Origin of the sequence: Aliiroseovarius sp. M344 (assembly GCF_025140835.1) — a bacterium.
Classification (GTDB): Bacteria; Pseudomonadota; Alphaproteobacteria; order Rhodobacterales; family Rhodobacteraceae; genus Aliiroseovarius.
Genome location: NZ_CP081153.1, coordinates 571247 through 588006 on the forward strand (window position 1 = coordinate 571247; position 16760 = coordinate 588006).

General features: G+C 57.1%; 19 protein-coding genes. 12 read left to right on the top strand and 7 right to left on the bottom strand.

The features are described 5' to 3' along the window. Positions 1-13: 13 nt before the first annotated feature. The 3 genes from pgsA to K3556_RS02795 are packed head-to-tail and all read left to right on the top strand — an operon-like array spanning position 14 to position 1389. Entirely contained in the window at positions 14-688 is a 675-nt protein-coding gene (gene pgsA / locus K3556_RS02785) for a CDP-diacylglycerol--glycerol-3-phosphate 3-phosphatidyltransferase (RefSeq protein WP_260518210.1), read from the top strand. After that, complete coding sequence (moaD, locus tag K3556_RS02790; protein ID WP_260518211.1) at positions 681-929, top strand: molybdopterin converting factor subunit 1; 249 nt, start codon at positions 681-683, stop codon at positions 927-929. The genes pgsA and moaD overlap by 8 nt, the downstream gene beginning before the upstream one ends. A 1-nt stretch (position 930) precedes the next feature. Further along, positions 931-1389 (top strand): molybdenum cofactor biosynthesis protein MoaE, encoded by a 459-nt coding sequence (locus K3556_RS02795; RefSeq protein WP_260518212.1) that lies wholly within the window; start codon positions 931-933, stop codon positions 1387-1389. A gap of 16 nt (positions 1390-1405) precedes the next feature. On the opposite strand, the gene K3556_RS02800 is transcribed toward K3556_RS02795, so the two are convergent. The 4 genes from K3556_RS02800 to fsa form a co-directional block, all read right to left on the bottom strand. Continuing rightward, on the bottom strand, positions 1406-2104 hold the full coding sequence (locus K3556_RS02800) for a phosphatidylcholine/phosphatidylserine synthase (protein ID WP_260518213.1): 699 nt from the start codon (positions 2102-2104) through the stop codon (positions 1406-1408). Positions 2105-2166: 62 nt separating this feature from the next. Continuing rightward, the gene (locus tag K3556_RS02805) at positions 2167-3102 is read right to left on the bottom strand and encodes a tyrosine recombinase XerC (protein ID WP_260518214.1); all 936 of its coding nucleotides are present in this window, start codon (positions 3100-3102) and stop codon (positions 2167-2169) included. Next, on the bottom strand, positions 3099-3806 hold the full coding sequence (locus K3556_RS02810; RefSeq protein WP_260518215.1) for a DUF484 family protein: 708 nt from the start codon (positions 3804-3806) through the stop codon (positions 3099-3101). The genes K3556_RS02805 and K3556_RS02810 overlap by 4 nt, the downstream gene beginning before the upstream one ends. 137 nt (positions 3807-3943) lie before the next feature. Then, positions 3944-4597: a fructose-6-phosphate aldolase gene (fsa, locus tag K3556_RS02815; protein ID WP_260518216.1), complete on the bottom strand. Its 654-nt coding sequence runs from the start codon at positions 4595-4597 to the stop codon at positions 3944-3946. Between the two features lie 216 nt (positions 4598-4813). Here fsa and K3556_RS02820 point away from each other — a divergent pair, with 216 nt between their 5' ends. Further along, on the top strand, positions 4814-7009 hold the full coding sequence (locus tag K3556_RS02820; RefSeq protein ID WP_260518217.1) for a primosomal protein N': 2196 nt from the start codon (positions 4814-4816) through the stop codon (positions 7007-7009). A 61-nt stretch (positions 7010-7070) separates the two neighbouring features. On the opposite strand, the gene K3556_RS02825 is transcribed toward K3556_RS02820, so the two are convergent. Continuing rightward, positions 7071-7346 (bottom strand): hypothetical protein, encoded by a 276-nt coding sequence (locus K3556_RS02825; protein WP_260518218.1) that lies wholly within the window; start codon positions 7344-7346, stop codon positions 7071-7073. A gap of 272 nt (positions 7347-7618) precedes the next feature. On the opposite strand from K3556_RS02825, the gene K3556_RS02830 reads away from it, so the two are divergent. Further along, positions 7619-7987: a Dabb family protein gene (locus tag K3556_RS02830; RefSeq protein ID WP_260518219.1), complete on the top strand. Its 369-nt coding sequence runs from the start codon at positions 7619-7621 to the stop codon at positions 7985-7987. Between the two features lie 52 nt (positions 7988-8039). Here K3556_RS02830 and K3556_RS02835 read toward each other — a convergent pair whose 3' ends face one another. Beyond that, positions 8040-9113: a YeeE/YedE family protein gene (locus K3556_RS02835; protein ID WP_260518220.1), complete on the bottom strand. Its 1074-nt coding sequence runs from the start codon at positions 9111-9113 to the stop codon at positions 8040-8042. A 134-nt stretch (positions 9114-9247) separates the two neighbouring features. Here K3556_RS02835 and K3556_RS02840 point away from each other — a divergent pair, with 134 nt between their 5' ends. The 5 genes from K3556_RS02840 (at position 9248) to K3556_RS02860 (ending at position 13148) form a co-directional block, all read left to right on the top strand. After that, positions 9248-10483 (top strand): MFS transporter, encoded by a 1236-nt coding sequence (locus K3556_RS02840; protein WP_260518221.1) that lies wholly within the window; start codon positions 9248-9250, stop codon positions 10481-10483. 82 nt (positions 10484-10565) lie between these two features. After that, positions 10566-11435 carry a 50S ribosomal protein L11 methyltransferase gene (locus tag K3556_RS02845; RefSeq protein ID WP_260518222.1) on the top strand — a complete coding sequence of 290 codons (870 nt, stop codon included), beginning with the start codon at positions 10566-10568 and terminating at the stop codon, positions 11433-11435. 98 nt (positions 11436-11533) lie between these two features. Continuing rightward, positions 11534-11884 (top strand): hypothetical protein, encoded by a 351-nt coding sequence (locus tag K3556_RS02850; protein WP_260518223.1) that lies wholly within the window; start codon positions 11534-11536, stop codon positions 11882-11884. 227 nt (positions 11885-12111) lie between these two features. Then, positions 12112-12435, top strand: a complete 324-nt coding sequence (locus K3556_RS02855) for a 2Fe-2S iron-sulfur cluster-binding protein (protein ID WP_260518224.1) — start codon at positions 12112-12114, stop codon at positions 12433-12435. Continuing rightward, positions 12435-13148 (top strand): FG-GAP repeat domain-containing protein, encoded by a 714-nt coding sequence (locus K3556_RS02860; RefSeq protein ID WP_260518225.1) that lies wholly within the window; start codon positions 12435-12437, stop codon positions 13146-13148. The genes K3556_RS02855 and K3556_RS02860 overlap by 1 nt, the downstream gene beginning before the upstream one ends. Positions 13149-13278: 130 nt before the next feature. Here the strand turns inward: K3556_RS02860 and purD are convergent, their stop codons facing one another. Continuing rightward, the gene (purD, locus tag K3556_RS02865) at positions 13279-14541 is read right to left on the bottom strand and encodes a phosphoribosylamine--glycine ligase (RefSeq protein WP_260518226.1); all 1263 of its coding nucleotides are present in this window, start codon (positions 14539-14541) and stop codon (positions 13279-13281) included. Positions 14542-14600: 59 nt separating this feature from the next. On the opposite strand from purD, the gene K3556_RS02870 reads away from it, so the two are divergent. Then, positions 14601-15233 carry a glycine-rich domain-containing protein gene (locus tag K3556_RS02870; protein WP_260518227.1) on the top strand — a complete coding sequence of 211 codons (633 nt, stop codon included), beginning with the start codon at positions 14601-14603 and terminating at the stop codon, positions 15231-15233. 1 nt (position 15234) lies between these two features. Then, positions 15235-16749, top strand: a complete 1515-nt coding sequence (xseA, locus tag K3556_RS02875; protein ID WP_260518228.1) for an exodeoxyribonuclease VII large subunit — start codon at positions 15235-15237, stop codon at positions 16747-16749. Positions 16750-16760 lie beyond the last annotated feature (11 nt).

Below are 16760 nucleotides of genomic sequence, written 5' to 3' on the forward strand. Positions count from 1 at the left end.
TAAAGAGAATCCTATGAAATGGAACTTGCCCAACATCCTGACTGTCGCCCGGCTGGTCGCTGCGCCATTGCTGCCGGTGGTGTTTCTTTACTTTGCGCGCCCGTGGGCGGATTGGTATGCGATGATCCTGTTCATCGTGGCCTCGATTACGGATTACCTCGACGGCTATCTTGCGCGAGCGTGGAAACTGGAAAGCCTGTTTGGTGCGGCCATGGATCCGATTGCCGACAAGGCAATGGTGCTGATCGCGCTTCTGGTCATCAATGGCTATGCCGGTGTTACACCTTGGATCCTTCTTCCCTCGGCGCTGATCATTTACCGTGAGGTATTCGTTTCCGGCCTGCGTGAAACTTTGGGCGACAAAGCCCGTGCATTGAAAGTGACGAACCTGGCGAAATGGAAAACAACGGTGCAGATGGTGGCGATTGCCGTTCTGTTCTCGACCGGTATTTTCCAGCACAGCCTTCTGGATCGGATGCAGGGTATGGATCAGGCCACTATTGATGGCATTTTTAATGGCACCATTGCAGACGATATTGGGCTGTTGTTTTACGAAGCAGCTGGCCGCTGGTCGGCTTGGGTGGGGATCACCCTGCTGTGGATGGCCGGCGCCCTGACGGTTGTGACCGGCTGGGATTATTTCCGCAAAGCCATGCCATTCCTGAGCGAGGACCCGGACCATGGTTGAGGTCATGTATTTCGCATGGGTGCGCGAACGCATCGGCGAACCACGCGAGAAAATTGAGACCAAAGCGAAGACGGTGGGTGAACTGGTCGATGAATTGCGCGCCCGCGAGCCGCGCTATGCTGCAGCCTTTGCTGACCTGTCCGCGCTGCGTGTGGCGTTGGATCAAGAACTTTCCGATTTTGATGCGCCGCTGAAAGGCGTGCGCGAGGTTGCGTTTTTTCCCCCGATGACGGGCGGCTGATATGACGGTCAGGGTTCAAACAGAGACGTTTGATCCGGGTGCGGAACTGTCAGGCTTTGCGCAAGGGCGCAAAGACATTGGGGCCGTTGTCAGTTTCACCGGCATCGTGCGCGATGACACAGGCACGCTGGACCGGATGGAGATTGAGCACTATCCGGGGATGACAGAAAAGGCGATCGCCGTCATCGCTGGCGAGGCAAGCGAACGCTGGGCGCTGGTCGATTGCCTTGTGATCCACCGACACGGCCCACTGCGGCCCGGTGAACAGATCATGATGGTCGCCACCGCATCTGCGCACCGTGTCGCGGCCTTCGAGGCGGCCGAATTTCTAATGGACTATCTGAAGTCGCGCGCGCCGTTCTGGAAGAAAGAATTCACGCGCGATGGGTCTACGGATTGGGTGGCGGCAAAGGACGATGACGAAAACGCCCTGAAAAGGTGGTCTAAGTCGCCCAAGTAACCCACGCTGCCACGTTTCAGGCGGCGCTGCGTTCCGGAAAGATTTGTTGTGCGATCCCCGCACCCAGCAGGTAAATTGAAGTCACAACCAAACCCCAATGCGCCCAGCTTTCCGGATGAAAGTCGACCCAAGCAGCCCAACCAGCAAAGAAGGTCCAGGCAAGAGCACAGGGCAGGCTGATCATCCGCCACCGCTCGGTCCGAACGGGGTGGATGAATTTCAAAGGCAAGAACATCGCGATCGCTAAGGCAGACACTAAAAAGAGCAGAATCCAGAAGTTGGGCTCTGTTGCAAACAAGACGATCACAAGCATATTCCAGCAGCCCGGAAATCCAGAAAAACTGTTATCTTTTGTCTTCATACGTGTGTCTGCAAAATAGATTGCACTGGCGAAGGTGATTACAAAAATCGCGAACCAGCCTGTCCATCCTGGCATCAGGCCCGATTTGAACAACGCATAGGCAGGGATGAAAACATAGGTCAGATAGTCGATGATCAAGTCCATCAACTCGCCGTCATATTGCGGTGCATTGACCTTGACGTGGTAACGCCGCGCCAGCGGGCCGTCGATGCCGTCCACACCGAACGCCACCACCAGCCAAAGGAACATTAAGCTCCATTTTTCCTCCACTGCGGCCAGCATCGCCAACATCGCGAAAACTGCGCCTGTAGCAGTGAGCAAGTGAACAAGTAGAGCTTTGGTCGACAATTTCATGCGCGCTTTGTGCCGGAAATTGAATGTGGAGGAAAGGATAAACCTTTGCGTTTGTGATACGGTCACGCGCGCGGGTGGGCCGACTGATAAACCTCCAGCAAGCGAGACGTATCGACAGAGGTATAAGCCTGAGTGGTCGATAGGCTTGCATGACCCAGCAATTCCTGAATGGCTCGCAGATCGCCACCGGCTGCCAACAGATGGGTTGCAAAGCTATGGCGCATGGCGTGTGGCGTCGCGCTGGACGGCAGGCCAAGTTGCAGGCGCACCTGCTCCATGACTTTCTGCACGATGCGTGGGCTCAGCGTGCCGCCACGCACACCTCGAAACAAAGGGCTATCTGGTGTTTCGGGATGCGGACAGAGCCGGCGATACGTTTCGACAGCGTCGCGCGCCGCAGGCAGGACGGGGACGACCCGTTCCTTGCCGCCTTTACCTTTGATCCGCAGTGCATCGGGTAGCGGGGCGTCGGCGCAGGTCAGGCCGAGCGCTTCTGAGATCCGCAGGCCACAGCCATAAAGAAGCGTCGCGACTGCGATGTCGCGCGCGCCGACCCAACCATGTTGCGACTGCATCCCGGCAGTTTCGATGACCGCTTTTGCGGCGTCGGGTGCCAGTGGGCGGGGCAGCTTCTTGCTGAATTTTGGGCTGCGTGTGGACAGGACAGCCGTGGCATCGAATTCATCACGTTCGCTTAGCCAACGATAGAAACTTTTGACCGCCGACAGTGATCGCGCCAAGGACCGTGCGCCCACGCCACGCCCACGTTCATGTGCCATCCAAGCGCGCATGTCGGACAATGTTACTGCGGCCAGACCACCACGCCCAGCAGATCCACCCAGATGCCCGGCCATAAAGGCCAAATATCCGGTCAGGTCGGTTTGATAGGCTGCGAGTGTATTCGCGGCTGCGCCATCGAGCGCACGAATATGGTCAAGCCATGCGGAAAGCGCATCGCGCGCGCCTTCAGAAATTTGCAATGTCGTGTTGGCGGTCACGACAACCAGCGACGCATCGCACGTTCAAACACGCCACCAAAGAAAGCCAATAGATCGGTGCCTTGGCCCGGTTTGAACTGCTGCGCATCCTCGACACCTAAGACCAGCATGCCCGGCAACCGGCCTTCGCCCAGATCAAGACGAATGCAGGCTTCAGACCGGACCCAAAAGCCAGTCTCGCCATAGATGGTTTCGTCCTGTTCCTGAATCTGACGCAGGAAAACCTGCCGTGTGGATTGCGCGGGGCACATGCCCAAATACTCGTCAACGAAACCGGGTTCAGCGATGGACAATACAGGGCCGAGTCGATCGACTGCGCTGTTTGTCTCATCCTGCTGCGTTTCCAAAACCAAACGCACGCAATCTACGCGCAATATCTCGGCCACTTCACCGCCAAGGTCGGCCATGAAAAGTTCGAAGTCAGCCGGATCGAGCATGCGCAACACGGCTCGATGGATCAGGTTCATACCCGAGATATTGTCATAAGCTGCAGCAATGACCGATCTGTGGGTGTCTTCCAATCGGTCCAGGCGCGTCTCAAGCCGCTCCATCGCGATGCCGCGCAGGTCCACGATGTTGGCCCCCATAGAGCGCTCATTCGCGGCAATCAAAGCCCGCATGATATCCTGGTCATCCAGAATGGTTTCGGGTTGCGCGATCAGGTGCGCGCGCAAGTCATCGTCAATCGTAGCTGGTACGTTCATCTGCTGCCTCGATTTTTTTTATCGTTTTGAAGGAATATACACCACGATTGCGCGCGCGTGGGCAAATTTTTCGCATCACCAAAACAGAAAAAGGGGGCCGTGGCCCCCTCGTAACAGTCGCATATGTGGTTGGTCGCTTACAGGATCTTAATTCCGGCGGCCTTAATGTCGGCCAAGAATGCATCCAGACCTTTATCGGTCAGCACATGTTTGGCCATCGCTTGAATGACAGATGTTGGAGCAGTCGCCACATCCGCGCCCACCAGTGCGCAGTCTTTCATATGGTTGACCGTGCGGATCGACGCCGCCAAAATCTGCGTTTCATATCCGTAATTATCATAGATGGTACGAATGTCTTCGATCAACTCCAGACCATCCATGTTGATGTCATCCAGACGACCGATAAAGGGCGAAATGAACGTTGCGCCGGCTTTTGCAGCCAGCAGCGCTTGGTTGGCCGAAAAGCACAGCGTCACATTGACCATGGTGCCTTCGTCCGTCAGGACCTTGCAGGCTTTCAGACCGTCCCAGGTCAGCGGCACTTTTACTGCGATGTTGTCGGCGATCTTGGCCAGCTTACGGCCTTCTGCAATCATGGTATCGGCATCAACAGCGGTGACTTCCGCCGAGACCGGACCATCAACGATGTCACAAATTTCCTTGGTCACTTCCAGAATGTCGCGACCGGACTTTTTGATGATTGAAGGGTTGGTTGTTACGCCATCCACCATCCCAAGGTCGTTCAGTTCCTTGATGGCGGCGATGTCGGCGGTATCAGCGAAGAATTTCATGAGCGCGTTTCCTGGGGCTGTTGAGCGTTTGCGCTCTCATACCCCATGGGCGCGCTCGCAGAAAGCCCCTATGGTGCGTTAAAGCGTTTTGAGAACAAGTCGGGCGCGGCTTGATTTCAAAACGCCCACACCATTTAAAGGTTCCGAGCGCTTCGCCTCATTGTTGTGATCCAACAATAAGGCAAAACGTTTTTTGATGATGGGGAATCTGGCCATATGAGCGATATTGAGCAGTTTCCAGAAGGCGCAAGGGTCGGCGTATTGACCACCCAGCCGCTGGACCGAATCCTGACCTACCGCGCGCCTGAAGGGGGCTGCGTGCAGGGCGACTTTGTCGAGGTGCCACTGGGACCACGCAAAGTTTTGGGCGTGATTTGGGGCCCGGGCGAGGGAGGATTTGATGCCTCTAAGCTTCGGGCTGTCATCCGTGTTCTGGATGTCGCCCCCATGCGCACCGAAATGGCGGAGTTCCTGACCCGCGTCGGTGACTACACCCTGACACCGATGAGCCAGATGCTGCGCTTGGCCACCCGTGCGCCGGGATTGTCTGACCCTCCGTCGATGCGCAAGGTACTAAAGGCCTCTGGCCATCGTCCCAACCGTCTGACGGATGCGCGCGCCAAGGTGATGGATGTGCTGATGGACCAGCCCGGCGTCGGGTTCACACAAAAAGAGCTGGCTGATCTGGCAGGGGTCAGTGGGTCTGTTGTCAAAGGTCTAGTGAAGCTTGGGGCCATTCGGGAAGAAGATACGCCACGTGACATGCCATACCCACGGCTAGATCCTGAGATGCCCAGTAAGGCGTTAACCGAGGAACAAGCCACGGCCGCCAAGCAACTGACCGACGGTGTGCGCGCAGGCCGCTATGGCACTTCCCTTCTGCGCGGCGTCACGGGTGCTGGCAAGACAGAGGTTTATCTGGAAGCCGTCGCCGCTTGTCTGCGCAAAGGGCGTCAGGCTTTGGTGTTGCTGCCCGAGATCGCGCTGACTGCCGAATTCCTGAAACGGGTCGAGGAGCGGTTCGGCGCGCGCCCTGCTGAATGGCATTCCGGCGTCACAATGACCGAACGTCGCCGCTGCTGGCGCATGGTTGGACAGGGCGAGGCGTCGCTGGTCGTGGGCGCTCGGTCTGCGCTCTATCTGCCATTTCGCGACCTTGGACTGGTGATCGTGGATGAAGAACACGACAGCTCCTACAAACAGGAAGACGGGGTGCTTTATTCGGCCCGTGACATGGCGGTGATGCGGGCGTCGATCTGTGACGCGCAGGTGGTGCTGGCCTCTGCCACGCCCTCGCTCGAGACTTGGGCCAATTGCGAAGCGGGCAAGTATAAACGAATTGAACTGACCAGCCGCTATGGCCCCGCCGTGATGCCCGACATGCGCGCGATTGATATGCGGCAGGAGGATCTGCCATCGCAAAGCTGGATATCGCCCACATTGAAAGCCGCTGTGACTTTGCGGATATCGAAAGGCGAACAGGCGCTTTTGTTTATCAACCGTCGTGGTTATGCGCCGGTCACAATCTGCCGGGCTTGCGGACATCAGATTGGCTGCGATCACTGCGACGCGCGCATGGTCGAACATCGGTTCCAGAAACGACTTGTCTGCCATCAATGCGGCGAGACGAAACCGATGCCAGACGCCTGCCCTGAATGCGAGGTCGAGGGCAAGCTGGCGCCGGTTGGTCCGGGTGTGGAACGTTTGGCAGAAGAGGTGCGGGCAAGTTTCCCGGACGCGCGTGTGGCGGTTTTGTCGTCAGACCTGTTCGGATCAGCCCGCGCGCTGAAAGAACAGATCGAGCTGATCGCCGAGGGCGGGGCCGACATCATCATTGGCACGCAGTTGGTCGCCAAGGGGCATAACTTCACGAAACTGACTTTGGTCGGTGTGATCGACGCGGATCTTGGCCTGCAAGGGTCAGACCTGCGCGCTGCCGAACGCACCTTCCAATTGATCCGACAGGTGGCGGGCCGGGCAGGGCGGGTGGAAACACCGGGTGTGGCGCTTGTGCAAACCTTCCAACCCGAACACCCGGTGATCCGCGCGATCCTAGCGGGCGAGGAAGAGAAGTTCTGGAAGGCCGAAGCAGGCGAACGTCAAGCCGCAGGCGTGCCGCCATACGGTCGCATGGCGGGGATCGTCCTATCCTCGCCCGATGTTCAAGCGGTGTTCGATCTGGGGGCTGAGATGGCCCGCCGATCAGAGCCCCTCATTCAAATCGGAGCGCAACTCTACGGGCCTGCCCCGGCACCTATCGCCCGGGTGCGAGGACGCCACCGCGTGCGCTTGCTGGTCAAAGCCGAGAAGGGCGCGCCGATTCAAGCGGCTCTGAAACGCTGGCTTGGGCAGTTCAATATCAAAGGGGATATGCGGGTGTCGGTGGATATCGATCCGCAGAGTTTTTATTGAGCCCAAGTAACAACAGATGCACATCAAAGTGGAAGATTTGTCGGCTCTCTTTCAGGAATATTTACCTGGCGAAAACCTGAAACACGATGGGTATCATCGGCAGGAAGAGTACATACGGAATGATAAATGCAAGCACGCAAAGCCACGCGCGCGCATCCTCACCAGGTCTGGGTGCCATGACGATCAGGAAGACGCCGCTTGCCACAAAGATCGTTCCTGGAAGAATGAGTAAGATTACAGCATCCTGTTCAATAACCATCTCAAGGGCAGGTAGGATCAGCATTCCTCCCAAAACCAAATGAACCAGAGCAGCACCCACAGCGATTGGACTTTTCATTGTAGAACTAAAGGTTTCAAACGCCGTTTCTGTCAACCCGATGGCCAGTCAAACGACCGACATCACGTGCGCTAGCTGATCAAAGCCGAGATGGGCGCGCAAAGTCGGGCGGCCCTCAAATGCTGGCTTGTGCAGTTCCCGATCAAGGGCGATATGCGCGTGTGGGTGAATATCGATCCGCAAAGGTTTTTGAACGACCGCGGGCCGACAGTTGAGTGGCATTATTGACCTTGCCGCACCTTTCCACCAATCGTTAGCCTCAGATGGTATGTTTGGATAATGGCGATATCTTTAGGCATGCTGGTCGGGTCGAGATGAGGTCACGAATAATGATATTGCATTGCGTCTTCTGTAATTTCAGAGCCGACGTGTCGGTCGAGCAGCGTCAAAAAACCTTTGAAGAGCTGTCGGCTTTTTCATTGTCGCTGGACGGCGTGTTGGCCTTCGATTTCGGACCCAACCGCGACTATGAGAAAAAATCTCAAGACTATAGCGACGGTTTTGTAGTTCGATTTGCGAGCCAAAGCGCGCTGGAACTCTACGCGGATCATCAAATGCATAAAGAGTTGGGGAAGCACCTGTGCGATTTGTGCGAAGGTGGGGGCGAAGGCATCATCGTGTTCGACATTGAAACGCCATAAAATGACCAGACTGAATCGATTTTTCGCCCCTGCCTAACTCGGTCGCTGAATATCATTGTGCCGGTAGCGCTGCACCTCTGCCTTTCGACTGGTCAACCAGCGCATCGGTAAAGACTGCACCGATCCACATGCACAACAGTGCCAGCCACGCGGTGCCCACAAAGATCGAACCACCCGTGACGCCTGCGCCAATCGCACAGCCCCCAGCGAGCATGGCACCAAAGCCCATCAGGACCGCTCCGGTCATTGAACGACGCATGATCGCTTCACCCTCGAACCCCTGAAACTTGAACTCACCGGTCAGCCAACTGGCGGCAAACGCGCCGATGACAACACCGGGAACGAGGCCCACATCGAATTCCAACACGGGATCCGGGATCAGGAAGAACATCAGCGTGTTGGCGGAAGGGCCAGAGAAGGTGGCAGAGGTGACCGAAACTGGTTCGAACGCGGCCAGCGAAAGTTGATAGGTCAAAACCCAACCCAACGCGACGGCGAACCCGACGCCCGACGCGAACACCAACCGTCGATACCCCATGCCAGACCGGCGCGCGATATAGATTGCGAGGATCGCGATCAGGATACCCAGAGCCAGCCCCGACCATTCCGGTACCCCAACAAGGTTCAGCAGGTTCACGTTCACCCCGCCTTCGGTCATCCAAAGGCGCGCCAAGTAATCCCGCGTTGGGGCCAGCCAGCCATGCAAGCTCATTTGTGCCACTACGGCGAAGATCAGGCCGGACACAACGGATCGCAGGTTGCCCGTCGCCGCCAGCACCAGAAGCCGGCCAGAACAGCCGCGCGCAAGCACCATGCCAACACCAAACATAAGTCCGCCAATGACGGCGCCCGACCAACTGCCAGTCACCGCCATCATTCGCGCATCTTCTGGCCGCATCAGGCCCAGAAGCGACGCGCCCTGTACCCAGACCAGCGCGGTCGAGAAGGTCAAAAGCCAGACGGCCACAGAACTGTCCATGATGCGGCGAGCAAACTCGACGGTTGCGGCGCGCAAGCAAAAACGCGAGCGTTGGGCTGCCACACCAAAGACGATGCCAGTTATCAACCCGAACAGCGCGGCTGTCGGTTCTTCGCCAATACGGTCAATCAGGGGCACGATATCCATGCGGCTTCCTTTTTTCTGCGGGGTATTTTGGCGAGACTTTGCGCCTCGCGCCTTGACATAAATCATAAACATATCCGCTTAGGTGAATGCGTTTTGACCTCGCCAACTGGAAAAAACAGGCGTAATGCGTGCGCATGAGACACCAGATCCTGACCCTTGATGACGCCCGGACCTTGCCGTTCTGGCGCCGCCCCATCTTTCTTTTGATGTTGATGGCGGCAGGGATGCCCATTGCGTTTTTCACCTGGTCCGCCCTTCTGAACAACTTCGTGATCGAAGCGGCAGGCTTCACAGGTGTCGAAATCGGTTGGTTGCATACCGTGCGCGAGATACCGGGATTTCTTGCGATCGGGGTCATCGCCCTTTTAATGCTGTTTCGTGAACAGGTCTTGGGCGTTGTCGCACTTGGCATGCTGGGCGCGGCCACCGCGATCACCGCGTGGTTTCCCAGCTTTGGCGGCATCCTGACGATTACGATGCTGTCTTCGATCGGGTTTCACTATTTCGAGACAGTGAACCAGTCACTTCAGTTGCAATGGATCGACAAGAAACGCGCGCCCCAGATGTTGGGATGGATCATGTCCATTGGTTCGGCGGCGGCGCTGTTGAGTTATGGGCTTCTGGTGCTGACGTGGAAAACCTTCGATCTGAGCTATAATCTTGTCTACTTAATTGCCGGTGGCACCACGCTGGCCATCGCGATTTTCTGCTTCTTTGCCTATCCGCAATTTGAAAGCCCCGAACCACAGCTGAAGCAGTTCGTGCTGCGCCGCCGTTACGGGCTTTATTATGCACTGCAATTCATGGCGGGCGCGCGGCGGCAGATTTTCACCGTGTTCGCAGCCTTCATGATGGTTGAAAGGTTCGGGTTTGAGGTGCACGAGGTCACCGCGCTGTTCCTGATCAACTATGTGGCAAACATCTTTTTTGCGCCCTTGATGGGCAAAGCCGTTGCCAAATGGGGCGAACGACGCGCGCTTGTGTTTGAATACGTTGGCTTGGTCAGCGTGTTCCTGGCCTATGGCGGCATTTACTATTTCGGCTGGGGCGTTGTGCTGGCGTCGGCGCTTTATGTCCTTGATCATCTGTTCTTCGCACTGGCCTTTGCGCTGAAAACCTATTTCCAGAAGATTGCCGATCCGCAAGATATTGCACCGACTGCGGCGGTGGCCTTCACCATCAATCACATCGCAGCCGTGTTTCTGCCCGCACTGCTGGGATATCTGTGGGTCGTGTCACCGGGGGCGGTCTTTGGTTTGGCTGCCGGGATGGCATGCGTGTCCCTTGGACTGTCCCTTCTGATCCCGCGCCACCCTGAAAAAGGGAACGAGACCATATTCTCGCGGCCATTGCCACAGGTCGCAGAGTAGTCGGCCTTGCCAGCGACACCGCAGTGGTTGACCGGGAGCACGCTGCTCGTTAGGCCGACTTCATATCAGAAAGGATGCTTTCATGCCCACATGGACCGCTCTCACAACGTTGGAAGGTCAAGACGCAGCCGAAGCACTTGGCTTGGCGATGGAAACCCTGAACCCTGAACCCACCGGCGTCGGCGTGTTCGAGGTCGAGGACGGTAGCGGTACGTGGGAAGTGGGCGGGTATTTCACTGAAGCACCGGACGCCGCCGGACTTGCGCTGCTGACGGCGCTGCATAAGGCGAAAGACTTCACTGTCTCGGAATTGCCCGAAGTTGACTGGGTTGCGCATGTGCGGCGCGAATTGTCACCAGTCGAGGCGGGGCGCTTCTTTGTGCACGGCAGTCATGACGCCGATCAGGTGCCGGATGGGAAAATTGCTTTGTTGATCGAGGCAGCGATGGCGTTCGGCACAGGGCACCACGGCACCACGCTGGGGTGCTTACAGGCGCTGGACAAATTGGCGGAACAGGGGTTCGTCGGCAAAAACGTCGTCGACATTGGCTGCGGCACCGCGGTTTTGGCGATGGCCGCAGCGCGGATCTGGCCCAACCCGGTTTTGGCCAGTGACATCGACGAAGTCGCTGTAGACGTGGCAAAAGCGAATGTAGACGCCAATAATCTGTCAGAGCAGGTCTTTTGCGTCGAAGCAGCGGGTTTTAACGCGCCTGAGTTGCAAGCGGCGCTCCCATTCGATCTTGTTTTTGCGAATATTCTGAAAGGTCCGCTCATTGGCCTTGCGCCTGAAATGGCGAAAAGCCTTTCTACCAAGGGTTATGCGATTCTGTCGGGCATCCTGAATCCGCAGGCGGATGAGGTGATCGCTGTTTATGTCGAAAACGGGTTCAATCTGGTCCAACGTACCGAAATTGTTGACTGGACGACGCTGGTTCTCAGAAAAAAATAGGTTTTATTGCCCTAAAAGTCGAACAGATTTCTAGCCAGAGACACTTTTTTGCCATATTCTGAACTTGGGTGTTTTATTAATCTATTTAGGGGAGGGTATTGAAAGTGACTGATGCACAAGTTCAAGACTTTCAAAAGAGGGTGCGCGGAATTAGTCGCCAGCACCGTCAATTATCGCAGGGTTATGTTCAGCTTGTCGAACGTGACGGACTGTTGGTGCCACAGAAACGCCAACTGCGGCGCAGGTTCCCAATCAAAGGTCTGATTATTGCCGTTGTGGGCTTCATGCTGTTCAAAGGTTTTCTGTTCAGCCAAGTCGGTCCGGTGCACTATTCAGAGCGCGTTCAGACATTGGTTGAGGGGACAAAAATCGAACAGGCCGGTGCTTGGATTATGCAAGCTGATCCGGTGACAACTGCGATTGCCGGGCAAATAAACTCTCTGTTCTGATTGGGGACTGCCCGAACGGGCACGACCCCAGCCAACTGCAGATGTAACAACCGACCTGCGCGACTTAGTGTCGCCGGGTCGTTTTTGCATTCAGAGGCGCAATCCAGCGTCCGATTGCATACAGAGCCACTTTTTTGGCGCTCTTTGTGCACCAGACCTCGCAAATCTCCTTGGCCTTGCCTATCTGCCGTGTCTAGAAAGGCCCGAGCATGAATTGGAGGCGCCAGATGGCAAAGATTACCTATATCGAGCACAATGGAACGAAGCACGTATTGGACGTGGCAAACGGTTTGACCGTGATGGAAGGCGCGCGTGACAACAACGTGCCGGGGATCGAAGCAGACTGCGGTGGCGCATGTGCTTGTTCGACCTGCCACGTTTATGTCGACACGGCTTGGGTCGAGAAAATTCCAGCCAAGGACGCGATGGAAGAAGACATGCTCGATTTCGCCTATGAGCCCGATGCAGAGCGGTCGCGCCTGACTTGCCAGATCAAGGTGACCGACGATCTGGATGGCCTTGTCGTTCATCTGCCCGAAAAACAGATCTGATGACTGGACTGCGGGCTGTCCTGATCTCCCTGTGCCTGTCTTTTCCTGCAGCCGCCCAGATCACCTCTGCCCGCTATGTCGATCCGACCGATCGCTATGGCCACGGGGCCGTGCCTGATGGTGAGTATGCGGCGCTGGAAGTGGCGCTTGCCGATGGCAGACGCATAACGACAAATGTTGTGGGCGGGGTGTTCGAGGATACACTTCCCCGTCTGTTTGATTTCGATGGTGATGGCGCGTCTGAAGTTGTCACCGTGTTCAGTGGCGATGATGTCGGTGCAATGGTCCGGATTTACAGCCTGCGCGATGGCAACCTTGTTGCAGTTGGAACCAGCTCAGCCATAGGCACCCGCCATCGTTGGCTGGCCGTCGCAGGGATTGCAGATTTCAACGATGATGGGCTGTTCGAGATTGCCTATGTTGATCGCCCCCATCTGGCACGCAGACTCAGGTTGTTGACCGTTGTCCCAAACCCCACCGAGTTTGCGTTTAAAGAACTAACCTCGGTCGGCGGTTTGACCAATCATAAATATGGCAGCCCGGTGATCGAAGGCGGTGTTCGGATTTGCGCGGGGGAAGAGCCCGTAATTGTAACCGCCAGCGCGAACTGGTCGCGCGTGATTGAAACGCGTTTTGACGGGATTGAGTTGAAGTTGACCAATGTTGGTCCGTATCAGGGGCCGAACAGCTTTTCGGCTCGTCTGGGCTGCTAAAGCGTCTCGCCTTTTACCTGAGGCAAGGAAAGGCGAGGCGCCGCGCAACATATGAACATTGTGGGCGTTTCCCGCAAATCCTGTGAGTCAGGTTTTACGCGAAACGCTTTAGTGGCGCAGGTCGATCTGGCTACAGTGCCCGCCACCCGATGTCTGAGCGGTTAAACCCTTCCGGCCAATCGATCGTCTTAATCATCGCATAGGCGCGGTCTCGCGCCTCCTGCAGGCTATCCCCCCGAGCTGTGATGTTCAGAACGCGTCCACCAGTGGCAGTGATTTTCCCCTCAGCTTCGGTTGTGCCCGCGTGAAACACCATGTTCTTGCTGTCTTCCGGCACATCATCCAAGCCGTTGATGACAGACCCCTTCTTATATGACCCGGGATAACCGTTTGCCGCCATTACAACCGTGATGGCGTGGTCATCTGCCCAGTTCACCTGCGCGTCGTGCAAACGTTCCTCAGCGCAAGCCAGCATCAGGTCCAGCGCCTGTGCGCCAAGCCGCATCATCAGAACCTGACATTCCGGATCGCCGAAGCGCGCGTTGTATTCCACCAAACGCGCCTGCCCGTCTTTGATCATAAACCCCGCATAAAGCACCCCCTGATAGGGCGTACCGCGTTTGGCCATTTCGGCGACGGTGGGCTCAATAATCTCGTGCATGGCGCGCGCCGCTATCTCGTCGGTCAGAACAGGGGCCGGGGAATAAGCGCCCATGCCGCCAGTGTTCAACCCGGTGTCACCGTCACCCACCCGCTTGTGGTCCTGCGCTGTGCCGATGGGCAGGGCGGTTTTGCCGTCACACAGGATAAAGTAAGAGGCTTCTTCGCCCTCCATGAACTCTTCGATCACGACTTCTGCACCAGCACCGCCAAACGCGCCACCAAACATGTCGTCGATGGCGTCCAGTGCGGTCTGTTCGTCCATAGCGATGATCACGCCTTTACCAGCGGCGAGCCCATCGGCCTTGACTACAATCGGCGCGCCTTGCTGTTTGACATAGGTCTTGGCAGCGTCTGCATCCGTGAAATGGCCATAGGCTGCGGTTGGGGCCCCAGCCGCGTCGCAGATTTCTTTTGTGAAGGCTTTTGACGCCTCAAGTTTCGCAGCCTCAGCCGAGGGACCAAACACTTTGATACCCACTTCGCGCAGCCGGTCGGCCACGCCTTTGGCCAAGGGGGCTTCTGGTCCGATGATCACAAAATCAATGGTGTTTTCTTGAGCAAACGTGACAACCGCGTCGCCATCTTCAATGTCCAGCTTTGCGCATTCCGCAATTTGGGCCATGCCGGCATTTCCCGGCGCGACCACCAAGCGATCGCATTTCGGGTTCTGCATCACCGCCCATGCCAAGGCGTGTTCCCGTCCGCCGCTGCCCAGAATGAGGATGTTCATGGATGCTCTCCCTGTATAAGTTGTGGGTGAAATACAGAAGCAGCAGGACCTCGACAAGCATGCAGAACGAAAAGCTGTGGCACGCGATACAGGAGCACCAGTTTGATGACGGGTTTGCAAGCCGGTTGGCGCGGGAAGAGAAGTGGAGTGATGAGTTCGCCTTGGGCGCAATCGAGGAATACCGGCGCTTTCTGTTCTTGTCGCAACTGGCCGATATTCCGGTGACGCCCTCGGTGACCATCGACAAAGTCTGGCACTTGCATATGACAGATACGCGCAATTATTGGGATGGGTTCTGTGCGAAGGTCCTCGGCAAACCGTTGCATCACGACGTGGGTAAATCTAAGGCCGATGACGTGCGGCATCGCGATCAGTTTCGCAATACGCGTGCCTTGTATGCCACTGTATTTGATGAAATCGCGCCCGACATTTATTGGGGGCGCGAGGAACAGAAAGACAATCCTACACGCCGTGTGATCACGCTTGTGGTTTGCGTGTTGGTCGTGGGCGCGACGATGACAACTGGTGATGCGAACATTATGGCGTTGGGTCTGCTTGCGGCAGTTTTGGTTTGGGCGGTGTTTTCCGGCGTTCCACCTGCTATTTCGAAAAAGACCAATAACAGCGCCGCGGGATGTTCTGGCGGTGGATGCGGGTCGGACTGCGGCGGCGGTGGATGCGGAGGAGACTAAGATGGACCTGATTGACGACCCGACCCCCGGCGAGAACGCCCCCGAGTTTTCTGTCTCGGAAATCTCTGGTGCGTTGAAAAAAACCATCGAAGGTGCTTTTGGCCGTGTGCGCGTGCGGGGCGAGGTCGGACGTGTGATGTTGGCACGCTCGGGGCATCTGTATTTCGATGTGAAGGATGATCGGTCCGTGCTGGCAGCCGTCAGTTGGAAAGGGCAGGTCAGCCGTCTGTCGATCAAGCCCGAAGAAGGCATGGAGGTGATCGTCACCGGCAAACTGACCACCTTCGGCAGTCAGTCGAAGTATCAGTTGAATGTGGATGATGTTGTCGTCGCGGGCGAAGGCGCGCTGATGGCGATGTTGGAAAAGCGCAAGAAAGCGCTGGCGGCAGAAGGGCTTTTTGCGCCCGAACGCAAGAAAAAGATCCCTTTCCTGCCGGACGTGATTGGTGTCGTCACCTCGCCTTCGGGGGCTGTGATCCGGGACATCCTGCACCGTCTGCGGGATCGGTTTCCGCGTAAGGTGCTGATCTGGCCTGTGGCGGTGCAGGGCGAGGCCTGCGCGCCGCAGGTCGCGGCAGCAATCGAGGGGTTCAACCGCATGCAGCCCGGTGGCGCTTTGCCGCGTCCCGACCTGCTGATCGTCGCACGCGGCGGTGGCTCGATCGAGGACCTTTGGGGCTTTAACGAAGAGAGTGTCGCGCGCGCCGCGGCAGCCTCAGACATTCCCCTGATTTCTGCCGTCGGGCACGAGACAGACACGACCCTGATTGATTACGTGTCAGACCTGCGCGCGCCAACACCTACCGCCGCGGCCGAACATGCCGTGCCGGTGCGTCTGGAGCTGTTGGCATGGGCCGAGGAACAGGGCACCCGATTGACCCGTTCACTTGAGCAGGCATTGACGCAACGGGGCCAGCGATTGCGCGACCTGTCGCGGGCCCTGCCGCGCCCCGACGCGTTGTTGGAAAACCCGCGCCAGCGGCTTGACACCGCAAGTCACAAACTCCCGGCAGCCCTACGTAATGTCGCGCAATCGCGACGGGTTAAATTGGCAGAAGCGTCTGCCGGGCTGCGTCCGCGTGTTCTGACAGCGCGGCTTCAGCCCATGCGCGACAGCCTGTCCAAAGCGACGGCCCGGTTGGATCCGGGGCGGATCACAGACGCAAACAAACGCCGGGACGCTGACCTGAAAATCTTGGCTGGCCGTCTGGATCGCGCCTATTTTGCCAACACCAAGCGGCACGCGGATCGCCTGTCGGCCTTGGAACGGATGCGCCAAACACTTGGTTATACCGAGACGCTGAAACGCGGCTATGCCGTTGTGCGTGGGGATGGGGATGTGGTTACGACACAGGTTACTGCCGCAAAGGCCAAGTCGTTGGAGATCGAATTTGCCGATGGCCGTTTGGCACTGGATGGGTCGCCGACGTCGACATCAACCAAAGCACCCGTGGCCAAACCGGCAACCAAAGCGAAGCCTAAAAAGGACGCACCAGATCAGGGCTCGTTGTTTTAGAGCGTCGATGC

What these genes read in the sequence shown, in the direction of transcription:
- K3556_RS02860 (WP_260518225.1), top strand. Translation starts at nt 12,435, where the DNA reads ATGACTGGACTGCGGGCTGTCCTGATCTCCCTGTGCCTGTCTTTTCCT.
- K3556_RS02840 (WP_260518221.1), top strand. Translation starts at nt 9,248, where the DNA reads ATGAGACACCAGATCCTGACCCTTGATGACGCCCGGACCTTGCCGTTC.
- K3556_RS02870 (WP_260518227.1), top strand. Translation starts at nt 14,601, where the DNA reads ATGCAGAACGAAAAGCTGTGGCACGCGATACAGGAGCACCAGTTTGAT.
- K3556_RS02800 (WP_260518213.1), bottom strand. Translation starts at nt 2,104, where the DNA reads ATGAAATTGTCGACCAAAGCTCTACTTGTTCACTTGCTCACTGCTACA.
- purD (WP_260518226.1), bottom strand. Translation starts at nt 14,541, where the DNA reads ATGAACATCCTCATTCTGGGCAGCGGCGGACGGGAACACGCCTTGGCA.
- K3556_RS02845 (WP_260518222.1), top strand. Translation starts at nt 10,566, where the DNA reads ATGCCCACATGGACCGCTCTCACAACGTTGGAAGGTCAAGACGCAGCC.
- K3556_RS02810 (WP_260518215.1), bottom strand. Translation starts at nt 3,806, where the DNA reads ATGAACGTACCAGCTACGATTGACGATGACTTGCGCGCGCACCTGATC.
- K3556_RS02820 (WP_260518217.1), top strand. Translation starts at nt 4,814, where the DNA reads ATGAGCGATATTGAGCAGTTTCCAGAAGGCGCAAGGGTCGGCGTATTG.
- K3556_RS02795 (WP_260518212.1), top strand. Translation starts at nt 931, where the DNA reads ATGACGGTCAGGGTTCAAACAGAGACGTTTGATCCGGGTGCGGAACTG.
- xseA (WP_260518228.1), top strand. Translation starts at nt 15,235, where the DNA reads ATGGACCTGATTGACGACCCGACCCCCGGCGAGAACGCCCCCGAGTTT.
- K3556_RS02835 (WP_260518220.1), bottom strand. Translation starts at nt 9,113, where the DNA reads ATGGATATCGTGCCCCTGATTGACCGTATTGGCGAAGAACCGACAGCC.
- K3556_RS02855 (WP_260518224.1), top strand. Translation starts at nt 12,112, where the DNA reads ATGGCAAAGATTACCTATATCGAGCACAATGGAACGAAGCACGTATTG.
- K3556_RS02825 (WP_260518218.1), bottom strand. Translation starts at nt 7,346, where the DNA reads ATGAAAAGTCCAATCGCTGTGGGTGCTGCTCTGGTTCATTTGGTTTTG.
- fsa (WP_260518216.1), bottom strand. Translation starts at nt 4,597, where the DNA reads ATGAAATTCTTCGCTGATACCGCCGACATCGCCGCCATCAAGGAACTG.
- pgsA (WP_260518210.1), top strand. Translation starts at nt 14, where the DNA reads ATGAAATGGAACTTGCCCAACATCCTGACTGTCGCCCGGCTGGTCGCT.
- moaD (WP_260518211.1), top strand. Translation starts at nt 681, where the DNA reads ATGGTTGAGGTCATGTATTTCGCATGGGTGCGCGAACGCATCGGCGAA.